The organism is Streptomyces sp. NPDC056527, from assembly GCF_042794475.1.
In the GTDB taxonomy this organism is placed as follows: Bacteria; Actinomycetota; Actinomycetes; order Streptomycetales; family Streptomycetaceae; genus Streptomyces.
Genome location: NZ_JBHTTQ010000033.1, coordinates 36,386 through 56,651, shown reverse-complemented (window position 1 = coordinate 56,651; position 20,266 = coordinate 36,386). Strand labels below are relative to the sequence as shown.

The following is a 20,266-nucleotide window of genomic DNA, read 5'->3' as shown; positions in this document are numbered from 1 at the left end:
CTCAGCGCGCGCCCGGCAGGGCGCCGGCGAGCTGGAGCAGTTCCAGGAAGGCGTCGATCCCGGACGGGATCGGCCACTCGGGCTCGCGCATCATGGCAAGGTCGCGGGCTGCCCGCGCGGCCACGTCGGGTACGCCGGCGTCCACGGCCTTGGCGAGTACGTCCCAGCCCGCTTCCCAGCGGGCTTGGGTGGGTTCGCTCTGCACGGCGGCGACCACGGCGATGAGGAAGGCCAGTTGGCGGTCGCCGCGTTCGGGCAGCGCGAAGGCGGCGGGGTCGGCGAGGACGCGATCGGGGTCCGGCAGGTCGAGGTTCTCCAGGTACGACAGCAGCTCGATCCCGGCCGCCTCGCCGACGGCGCCCATCATGGCGGCGGCCTGCGCCTCGCGCCCGGCGCCTGAGGCGTACCCGGCGGCGAGCAGACGCAGCGCCATCTCCCAGGTACGTGGGGAGGGCCAGGCGCGACCACGGCCCTCGGCCTCCTTCGGCATGTGGTGGACCAGACCGGGGCGGGCGGTCAGGAAACCGGAGATGACGCCCCGGGCACGGGCGACCGCGCCGGACGTGCGCCCGGGGTCCACCGCGGGCAGGACGGTTTCGGGCCATGTGCCGGCCATGCCGCGGGCCACCGTGCGCGGGTCGTGTGTCCAGTCGAGGTGGACGAAACGGTTGGCCAGCGGAGGGCTGAGGTGCCAACCGTCGGCGGCACTGGAAGGCGGGTTGGCGGCGGCGACGATCCGCACCGACTCAGGCAGGGCCAGGCTGCCGACCCTGCGCTCGAGGACCACCCGCAGCAGCGCGGCCTGCACGGCGGGCGGAGCCGAGGACAATTCGTCGAAGAACAGCAGTCCGTGCCCGGTGCGCGCGAGTCGGACGGCCCAGTCCGGCGGGGCCATCGGAACGCCCGTGGTGGCCGGGTCGTCTCCTACGATCGGCAAGCCTGCGAAGTCGGACGGCTCGTGGACGCTGGCGACGACCGTCTCGAGGTGGACACCGAGTGCGGCGGCGAGCTGCTCCATGCCGGCGGACTTGCCGATGCCCGGCTCGCCCCACAGGAGGACGGGTTGGTTCGCCGTCACGGCCAGTGCGAGGGCCTCCAGTTGGGGATTGGCGGCCGGTTCGCTGCGGGTGACGTGCAGGCGTGCGTTGAGGGCGTCGGCGGCCGCGAGGACCGCGGGAACGGAAGCGGAACCGGTCATGCGTGAGTGTCCTCGTTCTCTGCTGCGGAGCTGTCCTGACCGGGCCGCCCGAAGCCCTGGGGATCCTCGAACGGATCCGGCTCGACGGCCGGCTCCGGGTCCCCGAACGGATCCCGCTCACCGAACGGGTCCTGCTCCTCGGCGCTGTCCGGGCCCTGGAGCGGGTCCGGTTCCTCGGACGGCGCCTCGTCCTCGTCCCAGTCGGGTTCGGAGTCCCGCTCGCTCATGTACTCGTCGAACCACTCGGAGCCGATACCGGGGTGCTCGCTCAGCACCCGGCGACGCAAGAACATCAGGTCGTTCCGGTCGTAACGGCGGATGACCTGGGCGAGGGAGAGCTCCATCTCGTCGGTCACGTCGATCCTGGCGCCGGCGTCGAGAAGATCCCTGACCAGGGCCGCGGACCCTCCGTTGTGGACGGCGCTCTGGAGCGGGGTGCGGCTCGTGCCGTCCTTCGCCTCCAGATCCAGCCCGGCGGCCAGCAGGCGCGGCAGCAGCTCCCGGTGGTCGAGCAGGTGCAGGACATGCAGCAGTCCGTGCCCCATGCCGTCGCGGACGCGCGGGTCCGTTCCGGCGTCGAGCAGAGCCAGGACGGCGGGGGTGTCCCCGTGCTGGATGTGCTGGAACAGCTCGCGCCGCTGCTCCCGCAGAGCGCGCGGCAGCCGTCCTTCACCGCTGGTCCACGCGTGTTGGGTGGCGAAGCATCCGGTGACGGTTCCACCGAAGGCGCGCAGGGCCAGTTCGCGCTGCCGCTCCTGCTCGGTGTGCGGGATGTCGAGCACACCGCCCTTGGAAGCGACCTGGTGCCACGCGCCGCCGCAGCGGACGCGGACCGGCGCGGGTGTCCTGGGCCCGGGCGGGCCGACGGCGGTGCCGACCTGCGGGAACAGGGCGGCCGTGACCAGCGGGTGCAGATCCTCGGGCCGGATCCTGCCCGCACGCAGCAGCCCGATGTCGGGCAGCCGCTGCCAGGCGTACCCGGGCAGCAGGAGGACGCCGTCCTCCTGGTCGCGTTCGCGGCCGAAGACGCGCGCCGGGGCCCCTTCGGCGTCCGCGGCGTCGAGTTCGATCCGCAGATGACCTCGCCATTCCACGGGAATGCGGAAACGCGTGCCGAGTCCGGCACGTTCCAGGAGGCGGATCTCAGGGGTGATACGGGTGAGGTCGGGAGTGAGGTTCCCGACGAGTTGGGCGACGTCGAGCTCGCGGTAGGAGCGAGGGCCGCGTGGTGGGGGAGTGAGGTCGAGGTCCAGTCCGGCGGCGGCGTACGCCTCGGCGTGCTCGCCGCGGGCCTGGAGTACGGCGACCCACTCGGCGCGGGTGGCCGGGTCGGCGGTTCCCGGCTCCTCGGTCGGCAGCTCGTCGGCGCCGAGCGGTGTGCCGTCGGGGCGCAGGAACGGCAGTCGGCCGGAGCCGGCGGAGCCCGCGCTGTACCGCAGGTCGCCGGTGTGGCGGTCGTCCCAGAAGCGACGGGCGGCGGTCCAGTCCTCGGTGACGTACGTCAGGCCGTGGAGCCGGTCGTGCGCCGGGAGGGGACCGAAGTGCAGGGGGAGTCGCTGTGGTCCCGCCAGCATCGGGGAGGTGGTGACCGACAGGACGGGGCCGGACTTCCCGTACGAGGCGAGGACGATCCGTCGGCCGGGAGCGAGCGTCGTGTGCCCGCCGAGGTTGCGCGGCAGGTGCCAGCGCAGCAGGTCCGGGACCAGGTGGCGCAGATCGTCGGCCAGCCGGGCGGCTACGTCGGGCCCGTACCGGTCGGCGATCCGCTCAGGGGCGAGAGCGTCGGGGACGTCCACCGCGGCCGCGGCGCAGGCGGCCTTCCAGTCACCGGCCACGCGGGCTTCCGTGGCGCGTTCGATCATCCAACGCGGGACGGCGTAGCGGCGGACGCGGGCCCAGGCCGCGGCGTCCTCGGGCGAGAGGGCCCCCGGCAGTACCGGACGCGGGCTCATCGGTACACGCTGCCGATCGCACGCAGGTCGGGGTGGGTCGGCCGGGCGGGGCGCAGCCGCTCGGAGAAGGACCGCTTCACGCGCCGGGGCAGGCCGGGGCCGAGGCCGACGTACTCGAGGCGGTGCTCGTCGGGCAGAGCGGCCAGCAGGCCTTTCGCACCGCGGCCGGTGATGCCGGTGTGCCGCAGTTCGAGACGGCGCAGCGGGCTGCCGAACAGGCCCGCTGCCAGGGCGTGCGCGCCGTCGTCGCCGGTGGTGTTGCCGAGGGAGCCGAGGCTTCGTTCGGACATGGCCCGGCCGAGGTCGAGGGTCTCGATGCCGTCGAGGGCGTCGGCGAGGGCACGCGCGCCCGCGGGTCCGATGCCGTTGCCGCCGAGGCCGAGCCGCACGGGCCGGGCGGGGTCTGTCGCGGCGGCCAGGACGGCGGTGCCCTCGTCTCCCAGGTGGTTGGCCGGCAGGTACAGCTCGCGTACGCCGGCGTCGCGGACGAGGGCGGCGAGCAACGGCGCGTCGGCGGAGGTCAGTCCGTTGCCGCCGAGGAAGAGACGTTCGAGCGGGGCTTCGCGATCCAGGAGGGCGTCGAGCAGATGCCGTACGCCTGCGGGGCCGATGCCGGAGTTGACGAGGTCGAGGGTGCGCAGGGACGTGTTACGGCGCAGCAGCCCTGCGAGGGTGCGGGCCCCGGGCTCCAGGACGGGGTTCCGCTTGAGCCACAGAGCGCGGAGCGTGGTGTCGTCGGCGAGCGCCTCGGCGAGCGTGGTCACGCCGGCCGGCCCGATGCGGTTGCAGCCGAGGTAGAGGGTGTGGATCCCGTGGGGGGCGCCGGCGTCCCGCGCGGCGACCAGGGAGTCGGCGACCGAGCGGGCACCGTCGTCGCCGAGGGAGTTGGTGCCGAGGAGCAGATGCGCGGAGTGCGAGGAGGCGACGGCGACGGGCAGCAACCGGGCGGCGCCGTCGGGGCCGAGGCCCTGCTTGCACAGGTCCACACGGCCGTCGACGCGCAGGGTGCCGAGCGGGAAGGCCTCGTCGTCGGTGACGGGCCGTCTGTCCGCGAGACGGGTGATCAGCGGCCCGAGCTCCGCCGGGTCGGCGAGTGGCAGATCCGGGTGCTCGATCGCGGGGCAGCGTACGGGCGTTGTCGGCTGGGTCATCACCACTCCACCGGTCCTCCGCCGGGGCCCGGCGTCCGCGTCGACATCAAAGTAGGCGCAAGACCGGTCGGATTCGAACCGACGTCCTCCAGCTCGATGCGTGGGCGCGACGACCTCTGCGCTACGGCCTTGCTGCGGACGATCATAGCCATAGCCGCACCCGATTTCGATCACCAGTTTGATACGCGTCGGTGCGCCCCCTTGTGGCCCGGCTGGTCGAGCACTGGGGAAGCGTGGGCGGTGACCCAGCCCCCGAGGTCGCTATTGCCGTTCGGCGCAAGGGCCCACGCGGCCGTGCCGGCGGCCCCGGGCCGGCCGCGACCGGTGGCGACGGTCCACCCGTGGAACGCCAGGGCGGTTCATGGCACTTCGATGAATGGCGCATGTCGAGGTGGCGTCGGGCCTGCTGTCGGTGGCTTCATGGTGGTAGCGGGTGCGTTCACGCCCGCCGCGGTTCCCCACCACCCCCGCAGGCGCGCCGAGGTGATCTCTGATGGTGACAGACCGGTACGGCAATCCACTGCACGAGTGCACCCAGGAGACAGCCGCGCACCTGGACCGAGCCGTCGAGGCGCTGCTCCACTTCAGCCCCGAGGTGGAGCAGGCGGTCGACGACGCCCTCGGCAGTGGGCCGGCCTCACCCGTCGCCCAGTCCTTCGCCGCCTATCTGGGGATGCTGGGCACCGAGCCGGGCCAGGCCGTCACGGCACGGCAGCGGTTCGATCGGTACGCGGCCGGTGTGGACGTCCCGTCCCTGCCCGAACGGGAGCGCATGCATCTCGCCGCGGCCGGTGCATGGCTGGCCGGGGACCTGCATCGGGCCGGTGGGCTGCTTGAGGAGCTGTCCCTGGTGTACCCGACAGACGCGCTGGCCCTGGCCGTCGGGCACCAGTTGGACTTCTTCACCGGTGACGCGGTGCGCCTGCGGGACCGCATCGGCGGAGCCCTCGGGGCCTGGGACGCCGACGAACCCCACCGGGGCCTGATGCTCGGCATGTACGCGTTCGGGCTGGAGGAGTCGGGCCACTACCGCCTGGCGGAGGAGGCGGGTCTCGCCGCGGTCGAGCAGAACCCCCGGGACGTCTGGGCGATCCACGCCGTCGTCCACACCTACGAGATGCAAGGACGCGTGTCCGAAGGGATCCGCTACCTCGACTCCCGCCGTGACGACTGGGCGCGGGGCAACTACCTCAACGTCCACAACTGGTGGCACTACGCCCTCTACGCGCTGGAGGCAGGAGACACCGACACCGCTCTGAGCATCTACGACGCCGCCCTGCACAACGAGGATTCGGCCGGGACGGCCATGGAACTGCTGGACGCCGCAGCGCTGTTGTGGCGGATCCGGCTCGCGGGAGCGGAGCCGACCGCCCGTTGGGAGGCACTGGCCGACGCCTGGGCCACGCGAGCCGATCCCCCCTTCTACGCGTTCAACGACGTACACGCCGTCATGTCCTACGCCGGCGCCGGGCGGTTCGAGGAGGCGACGCGGCTCATCGCCGACCGTCGACGGTGGCTGGCCGAGGAGCGTGCCGATACGGTCACCAACCGTCGGATGACCCTGGAGATCGGCCTGCCCGCGTGTGAGGCGCTTCTCGCACATGCCCAGGGCGAGCACACGACCGTCGTCGACCTGCTGTGGCCACTGCGCCGCCGGTTCCACGAGTTCGGAGGCAGTCACGCACAGCGCGACGCCCTCCAGAAGACCCTTCTCGACTCCGCGCTCAGCGCCGGACGGCACGAACTGGCCCGTGCGCTCATCAGCGAACGGATCGGGCTCCGGCCCGACAGCTCCTACAACTGGTCGGCTCGAGCCAGCCTGGCCGATGGCCTGGGCGACGCCGCCCTGGCCGCCGTCGCCCGCGATCACGCGCGGGACGCGGCGGCAGCGGCGGCCGAATCCCTCCGGCTGCCGTCCCCGCATCCCGACTCCGCCACGCCATCCGCCGTGTAACCCTGCTGCTTCGGGGGTTCCTCGAAGTTGCCTGGTACGGCGAGCGCGCCTCGCTTCTCCTCGCCCGGGCGGCCCCTGACATCGCCCGCACCAGAAGAAGTGAGGCTCTTCACGCGTGCGGCACTCACGGGACACGGATGACCGACAACGGTCATTGCCGCCATGCCGTCACTGCTCTGGGACACCCGCCCCGAGCGTTTGCCCCAGAGCACTGAGCATCCCGGAGAGCCGGCGCCGGTCTGCCGTGCCGAGCCCGCCGAGCAGTTCCCGCTCCTGGGCCGACCGTACGGCGAAGATCCGCTCGGCCAGTTCGAGGCCCTCCGGGGTGAGACACAGCCGGATGATCCGGCGGTCGTCCGTATAGCGCTCCCGCCGGATCAGGCCCGCGGCCTCCAGTCGGTCCGCGTGTTGGGTGAGACCGCCCGCGCGGAGCCTGCCGGCCGCCGCCACCTCACCCGTCGTCAGGCGGTAGGGCTCTCCGGCCTCGCGGAGGGTCGCGAGCACGTCGTAGGCGGGCAGGCTGATGCCGTACTCGCGGACGGTCCTGGTGATCAGCTCCTGATGGACAGCGGCGCACTCGTCGAGCCGTGCGAACACGGCCGCAGGGGAGTCGTCCGCCGCCTGGGGTGCGGGAGCCGGGCGAAGACGTCCGGGGGGTGTGGTCTCCGAGGGCGGCCGGGCGTTCGCGGTGCCCATGGCGGAGCGGCCCAGGTCGGGGTGCGAGGACTCGTCCTCGGGCGGCCGGGTGCTCGCGGCGCCCCCGGGGTAGCGCCCTGTGTCGGTGCCTTCGGGCTCGTCCTCGCCGACGGCGGCGCCACTCGGCGCAGCCGGGGGTACGAGGGCGAGCGCGTCACCGAAAGCGGTGGTGAGCACATCGGTCAACGCCGGGGCGAACTCCTCGGTGGGGACGGAGGCCGCCGGTTCATGGGCGAAGAGGTAGCGCTCCATGATCACGCCGAACAGGACGCTCCGAATGACAGCGGCGCGCACCTCCGCGTCGGCCGAGTCGCCGAGCAGGCGCGCGAGAGGTTCGCCGACCTGCTTCTCCAGGATCGTGCGCAACAGCTCGGCGCTCGGCGGGTGGTTGACGGCCGAGCGGATCAGCGCGGGCCAGGGATCGTCGGTCGGCAGGCGGTCCCACCGATCGAGGTAGGCGCGGGCCAGAGCGGCCGGCAGTTCGGCCGTGCCGTCGGCAGCGGCGGACAGCACGTCGTCGGTGACGCCCGACCCGCTGCCCACCGCCTCACGGAACAGGCCGTCCTTGGTGCCGAAGTACGCCATCACCAGGCCGGGCGTCACTCCGGCCTCGGCCGCGATGGCGCGGACGCCCACACCTCTGTAGCCGTGCTCGCCGAACAGTCGCCGGGCGGCGTCGAGGACCGCTTGGCGATTGCCCTCCGGGTCATGGGAGCCGGGACGACGCTGTGACGGCCGTCCCGCCCCCCGGCCGGTCTCGGTCGGGGGAGTCGCGGCCGATCGTCGGCGGCCTTCGTTCCTTGGTTGCACGAGTCCAGATTAAACGAGTGTTCATAAAAACAGTCGTTCAAAAATGGTCACAGTTCGTGTATCGATCCTGTTCGCAGAGTGAGTGGCCGTGCGGTGCCGCCGCGCCGCAAAGCGACGATCTCCGCCATGATCGACAGGGCGGTCTCTTCGGCTCCCCTGCCGCCGAGATCCAGCCCGATCGGCGAGCGCAGCCGTGCGAGTTCCGCTTCGGTCGTGCCCGCCGCGCGCAGTCGCTCCAGCCGGTCCTCGTGCGTCCTGCGGCTGCCCATGGCTCCGACGTAGCCGGCCCTGCTGCGCAGGGCGAGGGCGAGGACCGGCACGTCGAACCGTGCGTCGTGGGTCAGCACGCATACCGCGGTCGAAGCGTCGACCAGGTCCTCGTGGGCGTGGAACCAGCGATCCGGCCGCTCGGCGACGACATCGTCGGCGCCCGGGAAGCGCTCGGCCGCCGCGAAAGCGGTCCTGGCGTCGCAGACCGTCACGTGGTGCCCGAGCGCGGCGCCCATGTCCGCAAGGGGTCGGGCGAACTCGGCCGCGCCGAAGATCAGCAGACGTGGTCGCGGGGCGAAGGACTGCACCAGCAGCTCACGTTCCGGCGCGCAGGCGCTGTCGTCGCCTGAGCTGTTTCCGCTGGTCACGGGCCCAGTGGCGCCACGCCCGAGCATGCCTTCGGCGGCCAGGGCCGCCGCCCGGTCCGCCCGTGGGTCGCCCAGCGAACCGGTTGTCGTCCCTCCGCCGACGACCAGGCAGCCGCCGCTGCCGACGGGGGTGACCAGGGCCACCGGTACGCCGGCCGTGATGTCGGCTGCGAGCCGGCCCAGCGGTGCGTCCGCACCCACCTCGCGGATCAGTACCTCGATCGTTCCGCCGCAGGTCAGTCCCACCGCGAAGGCGTCCTCGTCGCCGACTCCCCAGCGCTCGAGCGTCGGGGCGGCGCCCGCGAGCACCTCCTCCGCGATCGCGCAGACGGCGGCTTCGACGCAGCCGCCGGAGACGCTGCCGACGATGCGGCCTTCCTCGGACACGAGCATCGACGCACCAGGGCCGTGCGGGGACGAGCCCCATGTCCGCACGACGGTCGCCATGGCGAAGCGGGTTCCGGAGCGCTGCCAGGCGGCTGCCTGGTCGATGACGTGTCGCATATCGCCTCCGCGGGACCGTGAAATCTCGGGCAACCTCTTGCCAAGAAGAAACTTCAATGTAAATCATTTCAGGTACTAGATAGATCGGTCCGTGTCGAATGCCACGGCGCGACGACGACACGAGAGGTCCGGTGGCAGCAGGTTGAAACCCACACCCTTCGACTACACCGCCCCCAGCACGGTCCGCGAGGCGGTAGCCCTCCTCGCGGACGAGGAGCGGGAGGCCAAGGTCGTGGCGGGCGGCCAGTCCCTGATCCCCATGCTGAGCATGCGTCTCGCCAGGCCCGAGCTGCTCGTGGACATCACCCGGATTCCCGAACTCGGCCATCTCCACGTGGACGAGTCGGGCCATCTACGCATCGGAGCAGCCGTACGGCAGGCCCGCGCCGCCGCGGACGACGCGGTACGGGACGGATGGCCGCTGCTCGCCGCCGCGATCGGCCACATCGGACACCCTCAGATCCGCAACCGCGGCACCGTCTGCGGCAGCCTCGCCCACCACGACCCGGCCGCAGAGCTCCCCACCGCGGCGCTGGCCCTGGACGCCCGCTTCGTGATCACCGGTCCACGGGGCTCCCGTACGGTCACCGCCGAGGACTTCTTCGTCGCCACCTTCTCCACGGCCGTCGAAGCGGACGAGCTCCTCACCGAGGTCATGTTCCCGCCGCTCCCGGCACACCACGGCTGGGCCTTCGAAGAACTGACCCGCAGACACGGCGACTTCGCCACCGTCGGCGTGGCCGCCGTCCTGGAGCGGGACACCGCCACCGGCACCTGCCGCGCCGCCCGCTTGGTCTTCTGCGGCGCGGGCCCCGTGCCCGTACGACTGCCCGCCGCGGAGGACGCGCTCGTGGGCAGCGACGTCGACGAGCAGGCTCTCGCCGCAGCGGCCCACGTCGCACTCTCCCGTCTCACCCCATCCGATGACGTCCACGCCACCGCCGAGTACCGGCGCGAGGGCGCCGCCCACCTCCTCGTCCGCGCCTGCACCACCGCCTGGGAGCGCTGCTGATGACCCCTTCGGTCCCCACCCCGCTCGGCGCGAGCACACCGCCGCTCGCCGAGCCCTCCGCCTGGCACGAGATCAGCCTCACCGTCAACGGACGACCGGTCACCGCCCAGGTCGAGTCGCGGCTGTTGCTCAGCGACTTCCTGCGCGACCGGCTCGGCCTCACCGGCACTCACGTCGGCTGCGAGCACGGAGTCTGCGGGGCCTGCACCGTCCTCGTCGACGACGAGCCGGTGCGCACCTGCCTGACCTTGGCCGTGCAATGCGCCGGTGCCGTGCTGCGCACGGTCGAGGGACTCGCCCCCGACGACGCCCCGCTCACCCCCGTGCAGCGGGCCTTCCACGAGTGCCACGGCATGCAGTGCGGATTCTGCACGTCCGGATTCGTCATGACGGCGACCGCCCTGACCGAGCAGCACGAGCGTCCCGGCGAAGAACAGATCGCCGACGCGCTCAGCGGGCACCTGTGCCGGTGCACCGGCTACCGCAACATCCGCCGTGCCGTGTGCCAGGCACTCGACGAGCGATTCGGGGAGTGACCCGCATGTCCCACGATTCCGACCCGGCCCGGTCCGGCGACAGCGGCTGGATCGGCCGTTCCGTCCTACGCGTCGAGGACGACCGGCTGCTGCGCGGCAACGGCCGCTACGTCGACGACATAGCCCTCCCCGGCGCCGTCGAGGCGGCCTTCCTGCGCAGCCCGCACGCCCACGCCCGTCTCGAGTCGGTCGACGTGACCGCGGCCCTGGCCGCACCCGGCGTCGTCGCCGTATGGACCGGCGACGACGTGGCGGACCTGCCCGCGATGCTGAACAAGGAAGAACTGCGCACCCCGCCCGGCCTCGCGGAACTCCTGGACCCGCTGGTCCGGATGACTCCCATGCCTTTGCTCGCCCGCGACAAGGTGCTCTACGTCGGCCAGCCCGTCGCCGTGGTCCTCGCCGAGAACCGCTACCTCGCCGAAGACGCCCTGGAACTCGTCGACGTGCGGTACGCCCCGCTGCCGGTGCTCGTCGATCCCGAACACGCCCTGACCGAGGACGCGACCCGGCTGCACGAGGACCTGCCCGACAACACCGCGGTCGCCGTCGCCACCCGCGTCGGCCACCCGGAGGAGGCGTTCGCCGGTGCGCACGCCGTGGTGAGCGAGCGATTCGAGGCGCACCGGTACGTCGCCTCGCCGATCGAGACCCGCGCGATCTCGGCCCAGATCGATCCGTACAGCGGCCGGCTGACCGTCTGGTCGGGCACCCAGACCCCGCACCGGCTGCGGGACGCCATCGCCCACACGCTCGGCCTGGAATCCGCCATGGTCCACGTCATCGCGGCCGACGTCGGCGGAGGCTTCGGCCAGAAGGGCATCCTCTACGTCGAGGAACTCCTCATCCCGCACGCCGCCCGTCGCCTCCGCCGCCCCGTGCTGTGGCGCGAGGACCGCAACGAGAACCTGACCGCCTCCTCGCACGCCCGCGAACAGATTCACCACATCGAACTCGCCGCGGACGCCGAAGGCCAACTCATCGCCGTACGCGACCGCATCACCGTCAACTTCGGCGCGTACAACATGACCGGCCTGGTCGTGCCGTACAACTCGCTGTGCCACCTCCTGGGCCCCTACCGCGTCCCGAACGTGCACATCGACGTCGTCGGCGTACTCACCAACACCACCTTCGCCACGCCCTACCGGGGAGCCGGACGTCCGGAGACGGTCTTCGCCATGGAACGGGCCATGGACCGGCTGGCCGCGGAACTGGGCATCGAGCCCGAGGAGCTGAGGGCGCGCAACCTCGTGGGACCCGACGAGATGCCGTACGCGACCGGTCTGGTGGACCGCTCGGGCAGGCCGCAGACCTACGACTCCGGGGACTTCCCCGAACTCCTGCGCCGCGCCGTCGAGAAGGCCGACGTCGATCAGGTACGCGCCCGACAACGCGAAGGCGCCCGCGACGGCAAGCACGTCGGCATCGGATTCGCCATGTACATAGAGGCCACCGGCCTCGGGCCGTTCGAGACCGCGCGAATCGACATCGCTCCGAGCGGCCGGGTGCGGCTCGCCATCGGCGCCCCTTCCCAGGGGCAGGGACACCGCACCTCCATGGCGCAGATCGCCGCCGACGCCATCGGAGTGCCGCTCGATGTCATCGACGTGGTCGGCGGCGACACCGAAGCCACCCCGTTCGGCGTGGGCACCATCGCCAGCCGCGCCCTGGTGAACGCAGGGAACGCCACCCACCGGGCCGGCCGACTCGTCCGCGAGAAGATCGTCGAGGCCGCGGCCCGCCGCCTCGGTGTCGCGGCGGGCGGCCTCGACCTGAGCGACGGCATCGTCCGGGCCAAGGAGCCGGGCGGACCGTCCATCAGCCTGGCGGAACTGGCCGGGAAGGCGCCGCTGCCCGGCACCCCCGAACCCACCGACGGCCGGCACGGCACCGAGATCAGCGAGACCGTGCACTTCCGTCCACCGGGCTTCGCGGTCGCGAGCGGAGCGCATGCGGCCGTCGTCGAGGTCGACGAGCACACGGGCGAGATCGAGATCCTGCACTACGTCGTCGTCCACGACGCGGGAAACATCGTCAACCCGATGATCGCGGAGGGGCAGGTCACCGGAGGCATCGCGCAGGGGATCGGCGGGGCGCTGTACGAGGAGATGGTCTACGGCTCCGACGGTCAGCCCCGCACCGGTACCTACATGGACTATCTGGTGCCCACGTCCTCGGAGATCCCTGACCTCGACATGGACGAGATCTTCAACCCGAGCCCCATGAACGACCTCGGCGTCAAAGGACTCGGCGAAGGCGGCGCGATCGCCCCGCAGGCGGTGCTCGCCGGCGCCGTCGAGGACGCGCTGCGCCCCTTCGGCGTCGTCGTACGTCGCGGCCCCCTGTCGCCGAGCCGGGTGCACGCGCTGATCCGTACGGCAGCCGGCACCTGAGTCCGCCCCGCACGAGAACCGACCCCGCATCCACGGCCGTCCGCCCCCTGATTGGACAACCATGCAGCTCGACCACTCCTTCACCGTCCCGGCCGACCTCGACGAGGCCTGGAAGCTCTTCCAGAACCTCGACCGGGTCGCGCCCTGTATGCCCGGCGCCGTGCTGGACACCCACGACGGCGACTCCTTCACCGGCCGCGTCAAGGTCAAGGTCGGTGCGGTGCAGATGAGTTACCGCGGCGAGGGCACCGTCACCCGCGATGTCGCCGCTCGCTCGATGCTCCTCGACCTCAGCGGGAGCGAGACCCGCGGCGCGGGCACCGCGTCGGCCAGGGTCACGGCGACGCTGACCGTCGATCCGGCCGGCACTCTGGTGCGCGTACGCACGGATCTCGACATCACCGGCCGACCGGCTCAGTTCGGCCGGGGCATCATGACCGAGGTCGGCGACCGCATCGTCCGGCAGTTCGCCACCCGACTCGAAGAGCTGCTGCGGGACGCCGGGCCTGCCGCGCCCGCGGTGTCCACGCCGGGCACGGTGGATCCCCTCCGAGGCCGGCTCGCTCCTGAGCCGGAGGCCGTCGACCTCGGCGCGGCCGCGCTGCCCGTGCTGCTCAGGAAGGCCGCGGCACCCGCGGCGGCCGTGGTGTTCGCGGTGGTGGTGATTCAGGCGCTGAGGCGGCGTTCCCGCAGGTGAAACCCTACGGCGCCGTCACCCCCGGCCCGGGGACGCACGAGCGTGTCCGGCATCCGGCGACGCCGGGCCATGTACGGCGTCCCGCGTCTGCGAGGTCACCCCGCATCATGCCCGCGGCAACGACCGGGACACGAGGCCGTCGCCTCTTCGGCCGGACAAGTCCCGGCGGGCGGGCATCGGGTGGTGCAGTGGGGTTCGTCGCCGGGCTCCTCGTCGTGGTCGGTGGCCCGGTAGTGGTACGCGTCCGCCCACCAGTCGTCGTCCCACCAGTCGTCGTCCTCTTCACGGTCCTCGTCGGCTTCCCGGTCGATGCCCCGCCACGTGCTGCGGTCGCGGACGCTGCTGAGGACGTGGATCCGCTGCTGCTCGCCCAGGGCCGCGAGGGAGGGATGAGACTCCGCGCGGTACCGGTCTCCCACCGGGTCCTCGCATGCCGTGCGGGCGCGGACCGCCTTGTCGGCTTCGTCGGCGTACAAGAGCGCCGCCAGGCCGGCTGCGGCCACCACCGCGGCGGCCCACGCCAGGACGCCGTGCGGACGCGCCATCACCAGCAGCACGGCCGCAAGGAGCCAGAAGACGAGCAGCATGGTGACGCCCATGCAGGAGCAGCAGGCCAGCAGCTGCCGCCCCTCACCGTCCGGCATGCGCGGGATCTCGGGCAGCAGGGCGTCCTGCCGGCTGAGGTACGCGCTGCGCCGCGTCTGGTACTCCGCGTCGCTCCAGTCGATCCAACCGATCGACACCGGCTCGGGATCGTGCCGGCGCACCGCCTCCAGTAGGGCGGCGGGCAGCGGATGGGTGGGCGTCCGGCGGGGATCGCGGCCCGCCTCGGTGAGGAGAACCGCCCCTGCCTCGTCGATGTCGAGGTACCCGTCGAGCAGCAGCTCGGCGGCGGCCGCCTCGGTCCCCCGGTTCTCCATCGCGGCGACGTGGTACGGCGCGAGGTCCAGGGTGGCGACCACCCCGAGGATCTCGCGCCGGAGCCGGGCCCGGCGCCACCACCGGAGGCCGATGGCTCCGTACACGGCGGTGGCTACCGTGACCACGGATGCGGCTAGGACGAGTTGGAGCACGCCCCGAGGCTACGTCCACGGTCGCCGGAGCAGACACGGATTTTCTTCGGCCGCCCACCACGATCCGCCGGACATCTCCGGTCGGCCGCTGCCGGCCCCGTAGAGCTCACCGACGTCGGCACACGGTCCGACGCGCACGGCCCGACGCGCACTCGACCACCGTCGTGGCGCAGGGCATCGACCACCTCACCGCCCCCGACCGCCGCCAAGGGCAGGGGCTTCGCGGCCGTGCGCGCCCCTGCCCTTGCGGTCACTTCACCGAGCCCGCCATCACCCCCTGCACGAAGTGACGCTGGAAGGCGAAGAAGACCACCACCGGCACGATCAGGGAGAGGAAGGCGCCCGGTGCCAGTACGTCGATGTTGCTGCCGAACTGTCTTACCTGCGACTGCAGTTCCACCGTCAGCGGCTGCGAGGAGCTGTCGGCGAAGAGCAGTGCCACCAGCATGTCGTTCCATACCCAGAGGAACTGGAAGATCGCCAGACTGGCGAGGGCCGGGCGGCCCACCGGCAGTACCAGCTGGGTGAAGATCCGCCACTCGCCGCCCCCGTCCATCCGCGCGGCCTCCAGCATCTCGCGCGGGATGTCGGCGAAGTAGTTGCGCAGCAGGAACACGGCGAACGGCAGCCCGTAGGCGACGTGGAAGAGGACCACGCCCGGGATCGTGCCGAACAGGCCCAGTTGCCCGAACAGCTTCGCCACCGGCAGCAGACCCACCTGCACCGGCACCACGAGGAGTGCCACCACACCCAGGAAGATCCAGTCCCGGCCGGGGAACTCCAGCCAGGCGAAGGCGTATCCGGCGAGCGCCGCGATGACGACGACCAGGACGGTCGTCGGCACCGAGATCAGCACCGTGTTCCAAAAGGCGCGGGTGATGCCCGCATTGCCCAGCAGGGCGGTGTAGTTGTCCAGGGACAGCTGACCGGGGCCGGCCAGTGCAGTCCACCAGCCGCTCGACGCGTTGTCGCTCGCCGAGCGCAGCGAGGAGAGCAGCAGTCCGGCGACCGGGGTCACCCAGATCAGGCCGACCACGGCCAGGAACGCCTGGACCAGGCCGTTGCCCAGCCAGCGGCGCAGCCGGCCGCCCGGCATCGTCGCGGTCGCACTCATGACTGACTCCTGCGGAAGCGGCGGACGTTGAACACCATCGCGGGGATCACCAGCAGCAGGAGCAGCACACCGAGCGCGCTGCCGAGCCCCTGGTCGTTGCCGCCGCCGAAGGACACCAGCCACATCTGGGTGGCCAGCACGGTGGCGTCCTCCTGCACCGGACCCGGCGCGATGATGTAGATCAGGTCGAAGACCTTCATCACATTGATCACCAGCGTCACGAAGACCACGGTCAGCACGGGTGCGAGCAGCGGCACGGTGATCCGGCGGAAGACCTGCCACTCGTTCGCCCCGTCCATCCGCGCCGCCTCCAGCGCGTCGCGCGGCAGGGAGGACAGCCCTGCGCCGATGAGCACCATCGCGAAACCCGTCCAGATCCACAGGTACGCGCCGATGATGGCCGGTGTGACCAGGGCGGGGCCGAGCCAGGAGACACCCTCGTAAGGCGGCGCGAAGTTGTCCGCGGGCAGCCGGACCGTATAGGCGCCCGCCGCGAGGGAGGTGAAGCGGAACGATCCGTCGGCCGCCGTGGTCGCGGTGGCGACCGTCCGCCCGTCGCGCACGGCCTCCACCGTCATACCGGGCAGTCCTCGTTCCCCGGCGTCGATCGCGCCCGGCCGCCCCCCGCCACCAGGTGTGAAGTCCAGGAACACGGTGCCGGCCACCTCCTTGGGACCGGCCTTGCCGGATGCGGCCGGCCTCGCGTCGGCGGGCAGCTCCTTGGGCGGTACTCCGACGAAGCCGAGGGAGACGCTCTGCCCCGGAGAGACCACGTCCGCCGTCCCGTACGAGCCGTCCGGGCGCTTGTCGAGCCCCTGATCCTCGCGGGCCCGGGCCGTCGGGTACGACGAGGAGTCCTGGAACACCCCGTGCACGCCGACCGCTGCCGCGTTCAGAACACCCTTGTCCGGGTCCTCCTCGTACGCGAGGCGGAAGATGATGCCCGCCGCCAGGAAGGACACGGCCATCGGCATGAACAGCAGCAGCTTGAACGCGGTGGCCCAGCGGACCTTCTCCACCAGCACCGCGAGGATCAGCCCGAGCCCGGTCAGCAGCGTCGGCGCGACGACGACCCAGATGGCGCTGTTGCGGACGGCGGTCAGGGTGGCCGGGTCGCGGAAGATGTCCGCATAGTTGTCCCCGCCGACGAACCCTGTGCCGGCCGCGTCGAAGAAGCTGCGGCCCACGGAGAACAGCACCGGGTAGACGACCAGCGCGCCGAGCAGCAGGAGCGTCGGCAGCACGAACGCCACGGCGATCATCCGCCTGCGGCTCCGGGCCCGGTCCCGCGGGCCGTTGTCGCGGCGGCCGCCCTTCGCGGCGTCGACCCGGGGTGGCGGGGGAGCGGTGACTGTGGTCATGACGCCCGCCTCAGTTCTTGTACGCCTTGGCCGCCGCGCCTTCCAGCGCCGCGGCGGTGGCGGCCGGGTTCGACGGGTCGCGCAGGAAGTCCTGGAGGATCTTCCACTCGCCCACGCCCTTGGTGCCGCCGAACGCCGCCGGCGCCTGGTCCGACATGTCGAAGCGCACCGAATCCCCGGCGTCTATCAGCGACTTGGCCGTCTCGCGCAGCGTGTCGTCACCGTACGAGGCGAGGTCGAGCTTGTTGTTCGGCGACAGGAAGCCGCCCGCCTCGGCCCACACGGCCGCGGCCTCCGGTGTCGCGAGGTACTCCAGGAAAGCCGTCGCGGCCTCCTGGTTCTTGCCGTCCTTCAGGACGACGGCCGCGTCACCGCCGCTGACCACCGGTGCCTTGCCACCCGCGACCGCGGGGAAGGGGAAGAAGGTGGCGTCCTCGCCGATCTTCCTGCCGAACTGGTCCTTGGCGATACCGGCGACGAAGTCGCCCTCGTACACCATCGCGGCCTCCGGCTTCGGGCCGAAGACCTTCTCGACGGAGCCCGGGAAGTCGGTGCCCAGTGCGCCCTTCTGACCGCCCGCGATCAGCTTCTTGTCGGAGAAGAGCGCGCCCAGGGTGGTCAGCGCCTTCACCACGGTCGGATCGGTCCACTTGATCTGGTGCTTGGCGAGCCGGTCGTACTTCTCGGGTCCGGCCTGGGAAAGGTAGATGTTCTCGAACCAGTCGGTGAGCGTCCAGCCGTCCTCGCCGGCGACCGCGAAGGCCGGCAGACCCGAGTCGGACACCGCCTGCCCGCTCTCGAGCATGTCCTCGTACGTCTTCGGCGGCTTCACTCCGGCCTGGTCGAACGCCTCCGGGCTGTACCAGACGGTCGACTTGTGGGCGGCCTTGAAGTACAGGCCGTACAGGGTGCCGTCGACCGAGCCGTAGTTCTTCCACACAGGCGCGTAGTTGGCGTCGACGGACTTCTTGGTGGTCTCCGACAGCGGCTTGAGCCACTGCTGCCGGGCGAACTGCTGGAGCACCCCGACCTGCGGGACCATGACCACGTCGGGGGCGTTGCCGCCCTCGATCTTGCTGCCGACGACGGTGGAGACGTTGTCGCCGGTGGACACGAACCGGGTCTTGGCGCCGGTCTTCTCGGTGAAGGCGTCGAGCACCTTCTGGAAGTTCTTCTGCTCGGCGCCCGACCAGACACCTGCCACATCGAGGGTCTGGCCGGACAGCTCCTTGCTTCCGCCGCCGGCGCTCACCGGGCCGCCGCCGCATGCGGTGGCGCCGAGCGCCAGGGCGAGTGCGGAGCAGCAGGCCATCGTCATCCGTCGCTTGGTCATCGCAGTCCCTCCAGGGTGGTGTCGTCACTGATCCACCAGGCGGTGGTGGATCCGGGCAGTGCGCCGGTCGGGCACGGCCCGCTGGCCAGCAGCGGGGCGCCGGAGACCGGGGCCGGCACCGGAGCGGTGCCGAAATTGACGGCGCAGACGAGCCCGTCGCCGCGCAGGAAGGCCAGCACGCCGGGCGGCGCGTCCAGCCAGCGCAAGGTCCCTTCACCCAGCTGCGGCAGTCCGTGCCGCAGCTGCAGGCCCTCGCGGTACAGGTGCCAGAACGAGCGGGTGTCGGCCAGCGCCCGGTCGGTGGCGTGCTCGGCGAACCAGCCGGGCTGGGGCAGCCACGGTTTGGCGCTCTCCGCCCCCGTGCTGAAGCCGAACGGGGAGGCGTGGCCCGACCACGGCAGCGGCACGCGGCAGCCGTCGCGGATCCGGGCCCGGCTTCCGGTGCGCCGGAATATCGGATCGGTGAGCACCTCGTCCGGCAGGTCCACGACCTCCGGCAGGCCCAGTTCCTCGCCCTGGTAGATGTACGCGGCGCCGGGCAGGGCCAGCATCAGCAGGGCGGCGGCGCGCGCCCGGGCGGCGCCGAGCCCGCTGCCTTCGGTGCCGGACTCGCCGTACCGGGTCACCGTGCGCACCTGGTCGTGGTTGTTGAGCACCCAGGTGACGGTGGAGCCGGTGCCCGCGATGTCGCGCATCGCCTCGTCGATCACCTTGCGGAAGGTGTCGGAGTCCCAGGGCGCGCCCAGCAGGTCGAAGAAGAAGGCCTGGTGCAGTTCGTCGGGGCGTACGTACTGGGCATGCTCGCGGGCGGTCGGCACCGACACCTCGCCGACCAGCAGTCGTTCGCGCCCGTCCAGGGCCGTGTACTCCTCGCACACCGACCGCCAGTGGCGCCAGACGTCGTGCACCTCGGGCTGGTTCCAGGCGAGCGGGTTGACCGAGTCGCGGGTGCGGGCGTCGGCCTCCGGGTCGGGGGAGTCCGGCAGGTCGGGGTGCTTGAACAGTCCGGCCGCCACGTCGATGCGGAAACCGTCGACGCCTCGGTCCAGCCAGAAGCGCAGAGCGTGGTCGAAGTGGGCGCCGACCTCGGGGTTGCGCCAGTTCAGGTCCGGCTGCTCCGGGGTGAACATGTGCAGGTACCACTGGCCGGGGGTGCCGTCCGGCTCGGTGACCCGGCTCCACGCGGGGCCGCCGAACATCGCATGCCAGTTGTTGGGCGGCTCGTCGCCGTCGGGGCCGCGGCCCTCGGCGAAGTGGAAGCGTGCGCGGGCCTCGCTGCCGGGGCCGGCCGCCAGTGCCTCGCGGAACCAGGCATGCTCGCTGGAGCAGTGGTTGGGGACGATGTCCAGCAGCACCTTGATGCCCAGTCGGCGGGCATCGGCGACCAGCAGGCCGAACTCGGCGAGATCGCCGAAGACGGGGTCCACGTCGCAGTAGTCGGCGACGTCGTACCCGTGGTCGTGCTGCGGCGACGGGTAGAAGGGGCTCAGCCAGATGCCGTCGACCCCGAGCTTCTTCAGGTACGGCAGGCCGGCCCGGACACCGGCGAGGTCGCCGATCCCGTCACCGGTGCTGTCCAGGAAGCTGCGGACGTACACCTGGTAGATCACTGCGTCGCGCCACCAGTGGCGATGGCTTGGGGCTGTGAGCATCACCCGTTGACCTGTATTTCTGCGTGAAGGGGTGCGCGCCACCCAGAGCGGGTAGCGGTTATGCATACATGTTAAGTAGGCGTGACGAGAAGGTGTCAACGAAGCTGCCGAAGAAGGGCGCCAGTTGGGGTGGAATGCCCTAGTTTGTCCCGGTAATCAGAACGCGACAGTCCACATGCTGATACCTAACAG

Annotated in this window: 15 protein-coding genes and 1 pseudogene; 5 read left to right on the top strand and 11 right to left on the bottom strand. The window is 71.7% G+C overall.

Annotation, left to right across the window (positions count from 1 at the left end; all coding sequences use genetic code 11):
* Position 1: 1 nt before the first annotated feature.
* The 4 genes and pseudogenes from ACFQ7Q_RS18275 to ACFQ7Q_RS18260 form a co-directional block, all read right to left on the bottom strand.
* The gene (locus ACFQ7Q_RS18275; protein WP_383556001.1) at positions 2–1,198 is read right to left on the bottom strand and encodes an AAA family ATPase; all 1,197 of its coding nucleotides are present in this window, start codon (positions 1,196–1,198) and stop codon (positions 2–4) included.
* Positions 1,195–3,150 carry an ankyrin repeat domain-containing protein gene (locus ACFQ7Q_RS18270; protein WP_383555998.1) on the bottom strand — a complete coding sequence of 652 codons (1,956 nt, stop codon included), beginning with the start codon at positions 3,148–3,150 and terminating at the stop codon, positions 1,195–1,197. Before ACFQ7Q_RS18270 ends, ACFQ7Q_RS18275 begins: the two co-directional genes overlap by 4 nt.
* Positions 3,147–4,301, bottom strand: a complete 1,155-nt coding sequence (locus tag ACFQ7Q_RS18265) for a gala protein (protein WP_383555995.1) — start codon at positions 4,299–4,301, stop codon at positions 3,147–3,149. Before ACFQ7Q_RS18265 ends, ACFQ7Q_RS18270 begins: the two co-directional genes overlap by 4 nt.
* Before the next feature lie 58 nt (positions 4,302–4,359).
* A pseudogene (locus tag ACFQ7Q_RS18260) lies at positions 4,360–4,432 on the bottom strand.
* A gap of 362 nt (positions 4,433–4,794) precedes the next feature.
* On the opposite strand from ACFQ7Q_RS18260, the gene ACFQ7Q_RS18255 reads away from it, so the two are divergent.
* Positions 4,795–6,255 carry a tetratricopeptide repeat protein gene (locus ACFQ7Q_RS18255; protein WP_383555993.1) on the top strand — a complete coding sequence of 487 codons (1,461 nt, stop codon included), beginning with the start codon at positions 4,795–4,797 and terminating at the stop codon, positions 6,253–6,255.
* A gap of 168 nt (positions 6,256–6,423) precedes the next feature.
* Here ACFQ7Q_RS18255 and ACFQ7Q_RS18250 read toward each other — a convergent pair whose 3' ends face one another.
* Both ACFQ7Q_RS18250 and ACFQ7Q_RS18245 read right to left on the bottom strand, forming a co-directional pair.
* Positions 6,424–7,761: a TetR family transcriptional regulator gene (locus tag ACFQ7Q_RS18250; RefSeq protein WP_383555991.1), complete on the bottom strand. Its 1,338-nt coding sequence runs from the start codon at positions 7,759–7,761 to the stop codon at positions 6,424–6,426.
* Positions 7,762–7,808: 47 nt separating this feature from the next.
* On the bottom strand, positions 7,809–8,903 hold the full coding sequence (locus ACFQ7Q_RS18245; RefSeq protein WP_383555988.1) for an XdhC family protein: 1,095 nt from the start codon (positions 8,901–8,903) through the stop codon (positions 7,809–7,811).
* Between the two features lie 142 nt (positions 8,904–9,045).
* On the opposite strand from ACFQ7Q_RS18245, the gene ACFQ7Q_RS18240 reads away from it, so the two are divergent.
* The 4 genes from ACFQ7Q_RS18240 (at position 9,046) to ACFQ7Q_RS18225 (ending at position 13,541) form a co-directional block, all read left to right on the top strand.
* Positions 9,046–9,915 carry an FAD binding domain-containing protein gene (locus ACFQ7Q_RS18240; protein WP_383555985.1) on the top strand — a complete coding sequence of 290 codons (870 nt, stop codon included), beginning with the start codon at positions 9,046–9,048 and terminating at the stop codon, positions 9,913–9,915.
* Positions 9,915–10,451, top strand: coding sequence for a (2Fe-2S)-binding protein (locus ACFQ7Q_RS18235; RefSeq protein WP_383555982.1), 537 nt, complete (start codon positions 9,915–9,917; stop codon positions 10,449–10,451). Before ACFQ7Q_RS18240 ends, ACFQ7Q_RS18235 begins: the two co-directional genes overlap by 1 nt.
* Positions 10,452–10,456: 5 nt before the next feature.
* Positions 10,457–12,844, top strand: coding sequence for a xanthine dehydrogenase family protein molybdopterin-binding subunit (locus ACFQ7Q_RS18230; protein ID WP_383555979.1), 2,388 nt, complete (start codon positions 10,457–10,459; stop codon positions 12,842–12,844).
* Positions 12,845–12,905: 61 nt separating this feature from the next.
* Entirely contained in the window at positions 12,906–13,541 is a 636-nt protein-coding gene (locus ACFQ7Q_RS18225) for an SRPBCC family protein (protein ID WP_383555977.1), read from the top strand.
* A 95-nt stretch (positions 13,542–13,636) separates the two neighbouring features.
* Here the strand turns inward: ACFQ7Q_RS18225 and ACFQ7Q_RS18220 are convergent, their stop codons facing one another.
* The 5 genes from ACFQ7Q_RS18220 to ACFQ7Q_RS18200 form a co-directional block, all read right to left on the bottom strand.
* Complete coding sequence (locus tag ACFQ7Q_RS18220; RefSeq protein ID WP_383555975.1) at positions 13,637–14,614, bottom strand: hypothetical protein; 978 nt, start codon at positions 14,612–14,614, stop codon at positions 13,637–13,639.
* A gap of 250 nt (positions 14,615–14,864) precedes the next feature.
* On the bottom strand, positions 14,865–15,728 hold the full coding sequence (locus ACFQ7Q_RS18215) for a carbohydrate ABC transporter permease (protein ID WP_383555972.1): 864 nt from the start codon (positions 15,726–15,728) through the stop codon (positions 14,865–14,867).
* A complete protein-coding gene (locus tag ACFQ7Q_RS18210; RefSeq protein WP_383555970.1) occupies positions 15,725–17,089 on the bottom strand; it encodes a carbohydrate ABC transporter permease in 1,365 nt (454 codons plus the stop codon). Before ACFQ7Q_RS18210 ends, ACFQ7Q_RS18215 begins: the two co-directional genes overlap by 4 nt.
* Positions 17,090–17,099: 10 nt before the next feature.
* Positions 17,100–18,422 carry an ABC transporter substrate-binding protein gene (locus ACFQ7Q_RS18205; protein ID WP_383555968.1) on the bottom strand — a complete coding sequence of 441 codons (1,323 nt, stop codon included), beginning with the start codon at positions 18,420–18,422 and terminating at the stop codon, positions 17,100–17,102.
* Positions 18,419–20,074, bottom strand: coding sequence for a glycoside hydrolase family 13 protein (locus ACFQ7Q_RS18200; protein WP_383555965.1), 1,656 nt, complete (start codon positions 20,072–20,074; stop codon positions 18,419–18,421). The genes ACFQ7Q_RS18205 and ACFQ7Q_RS18200 overlap by 4 nt, the downstream gene beginning before the upstream one ends.
* Positions 20,075–20,266: the final 192 nt, after the last annotated feature.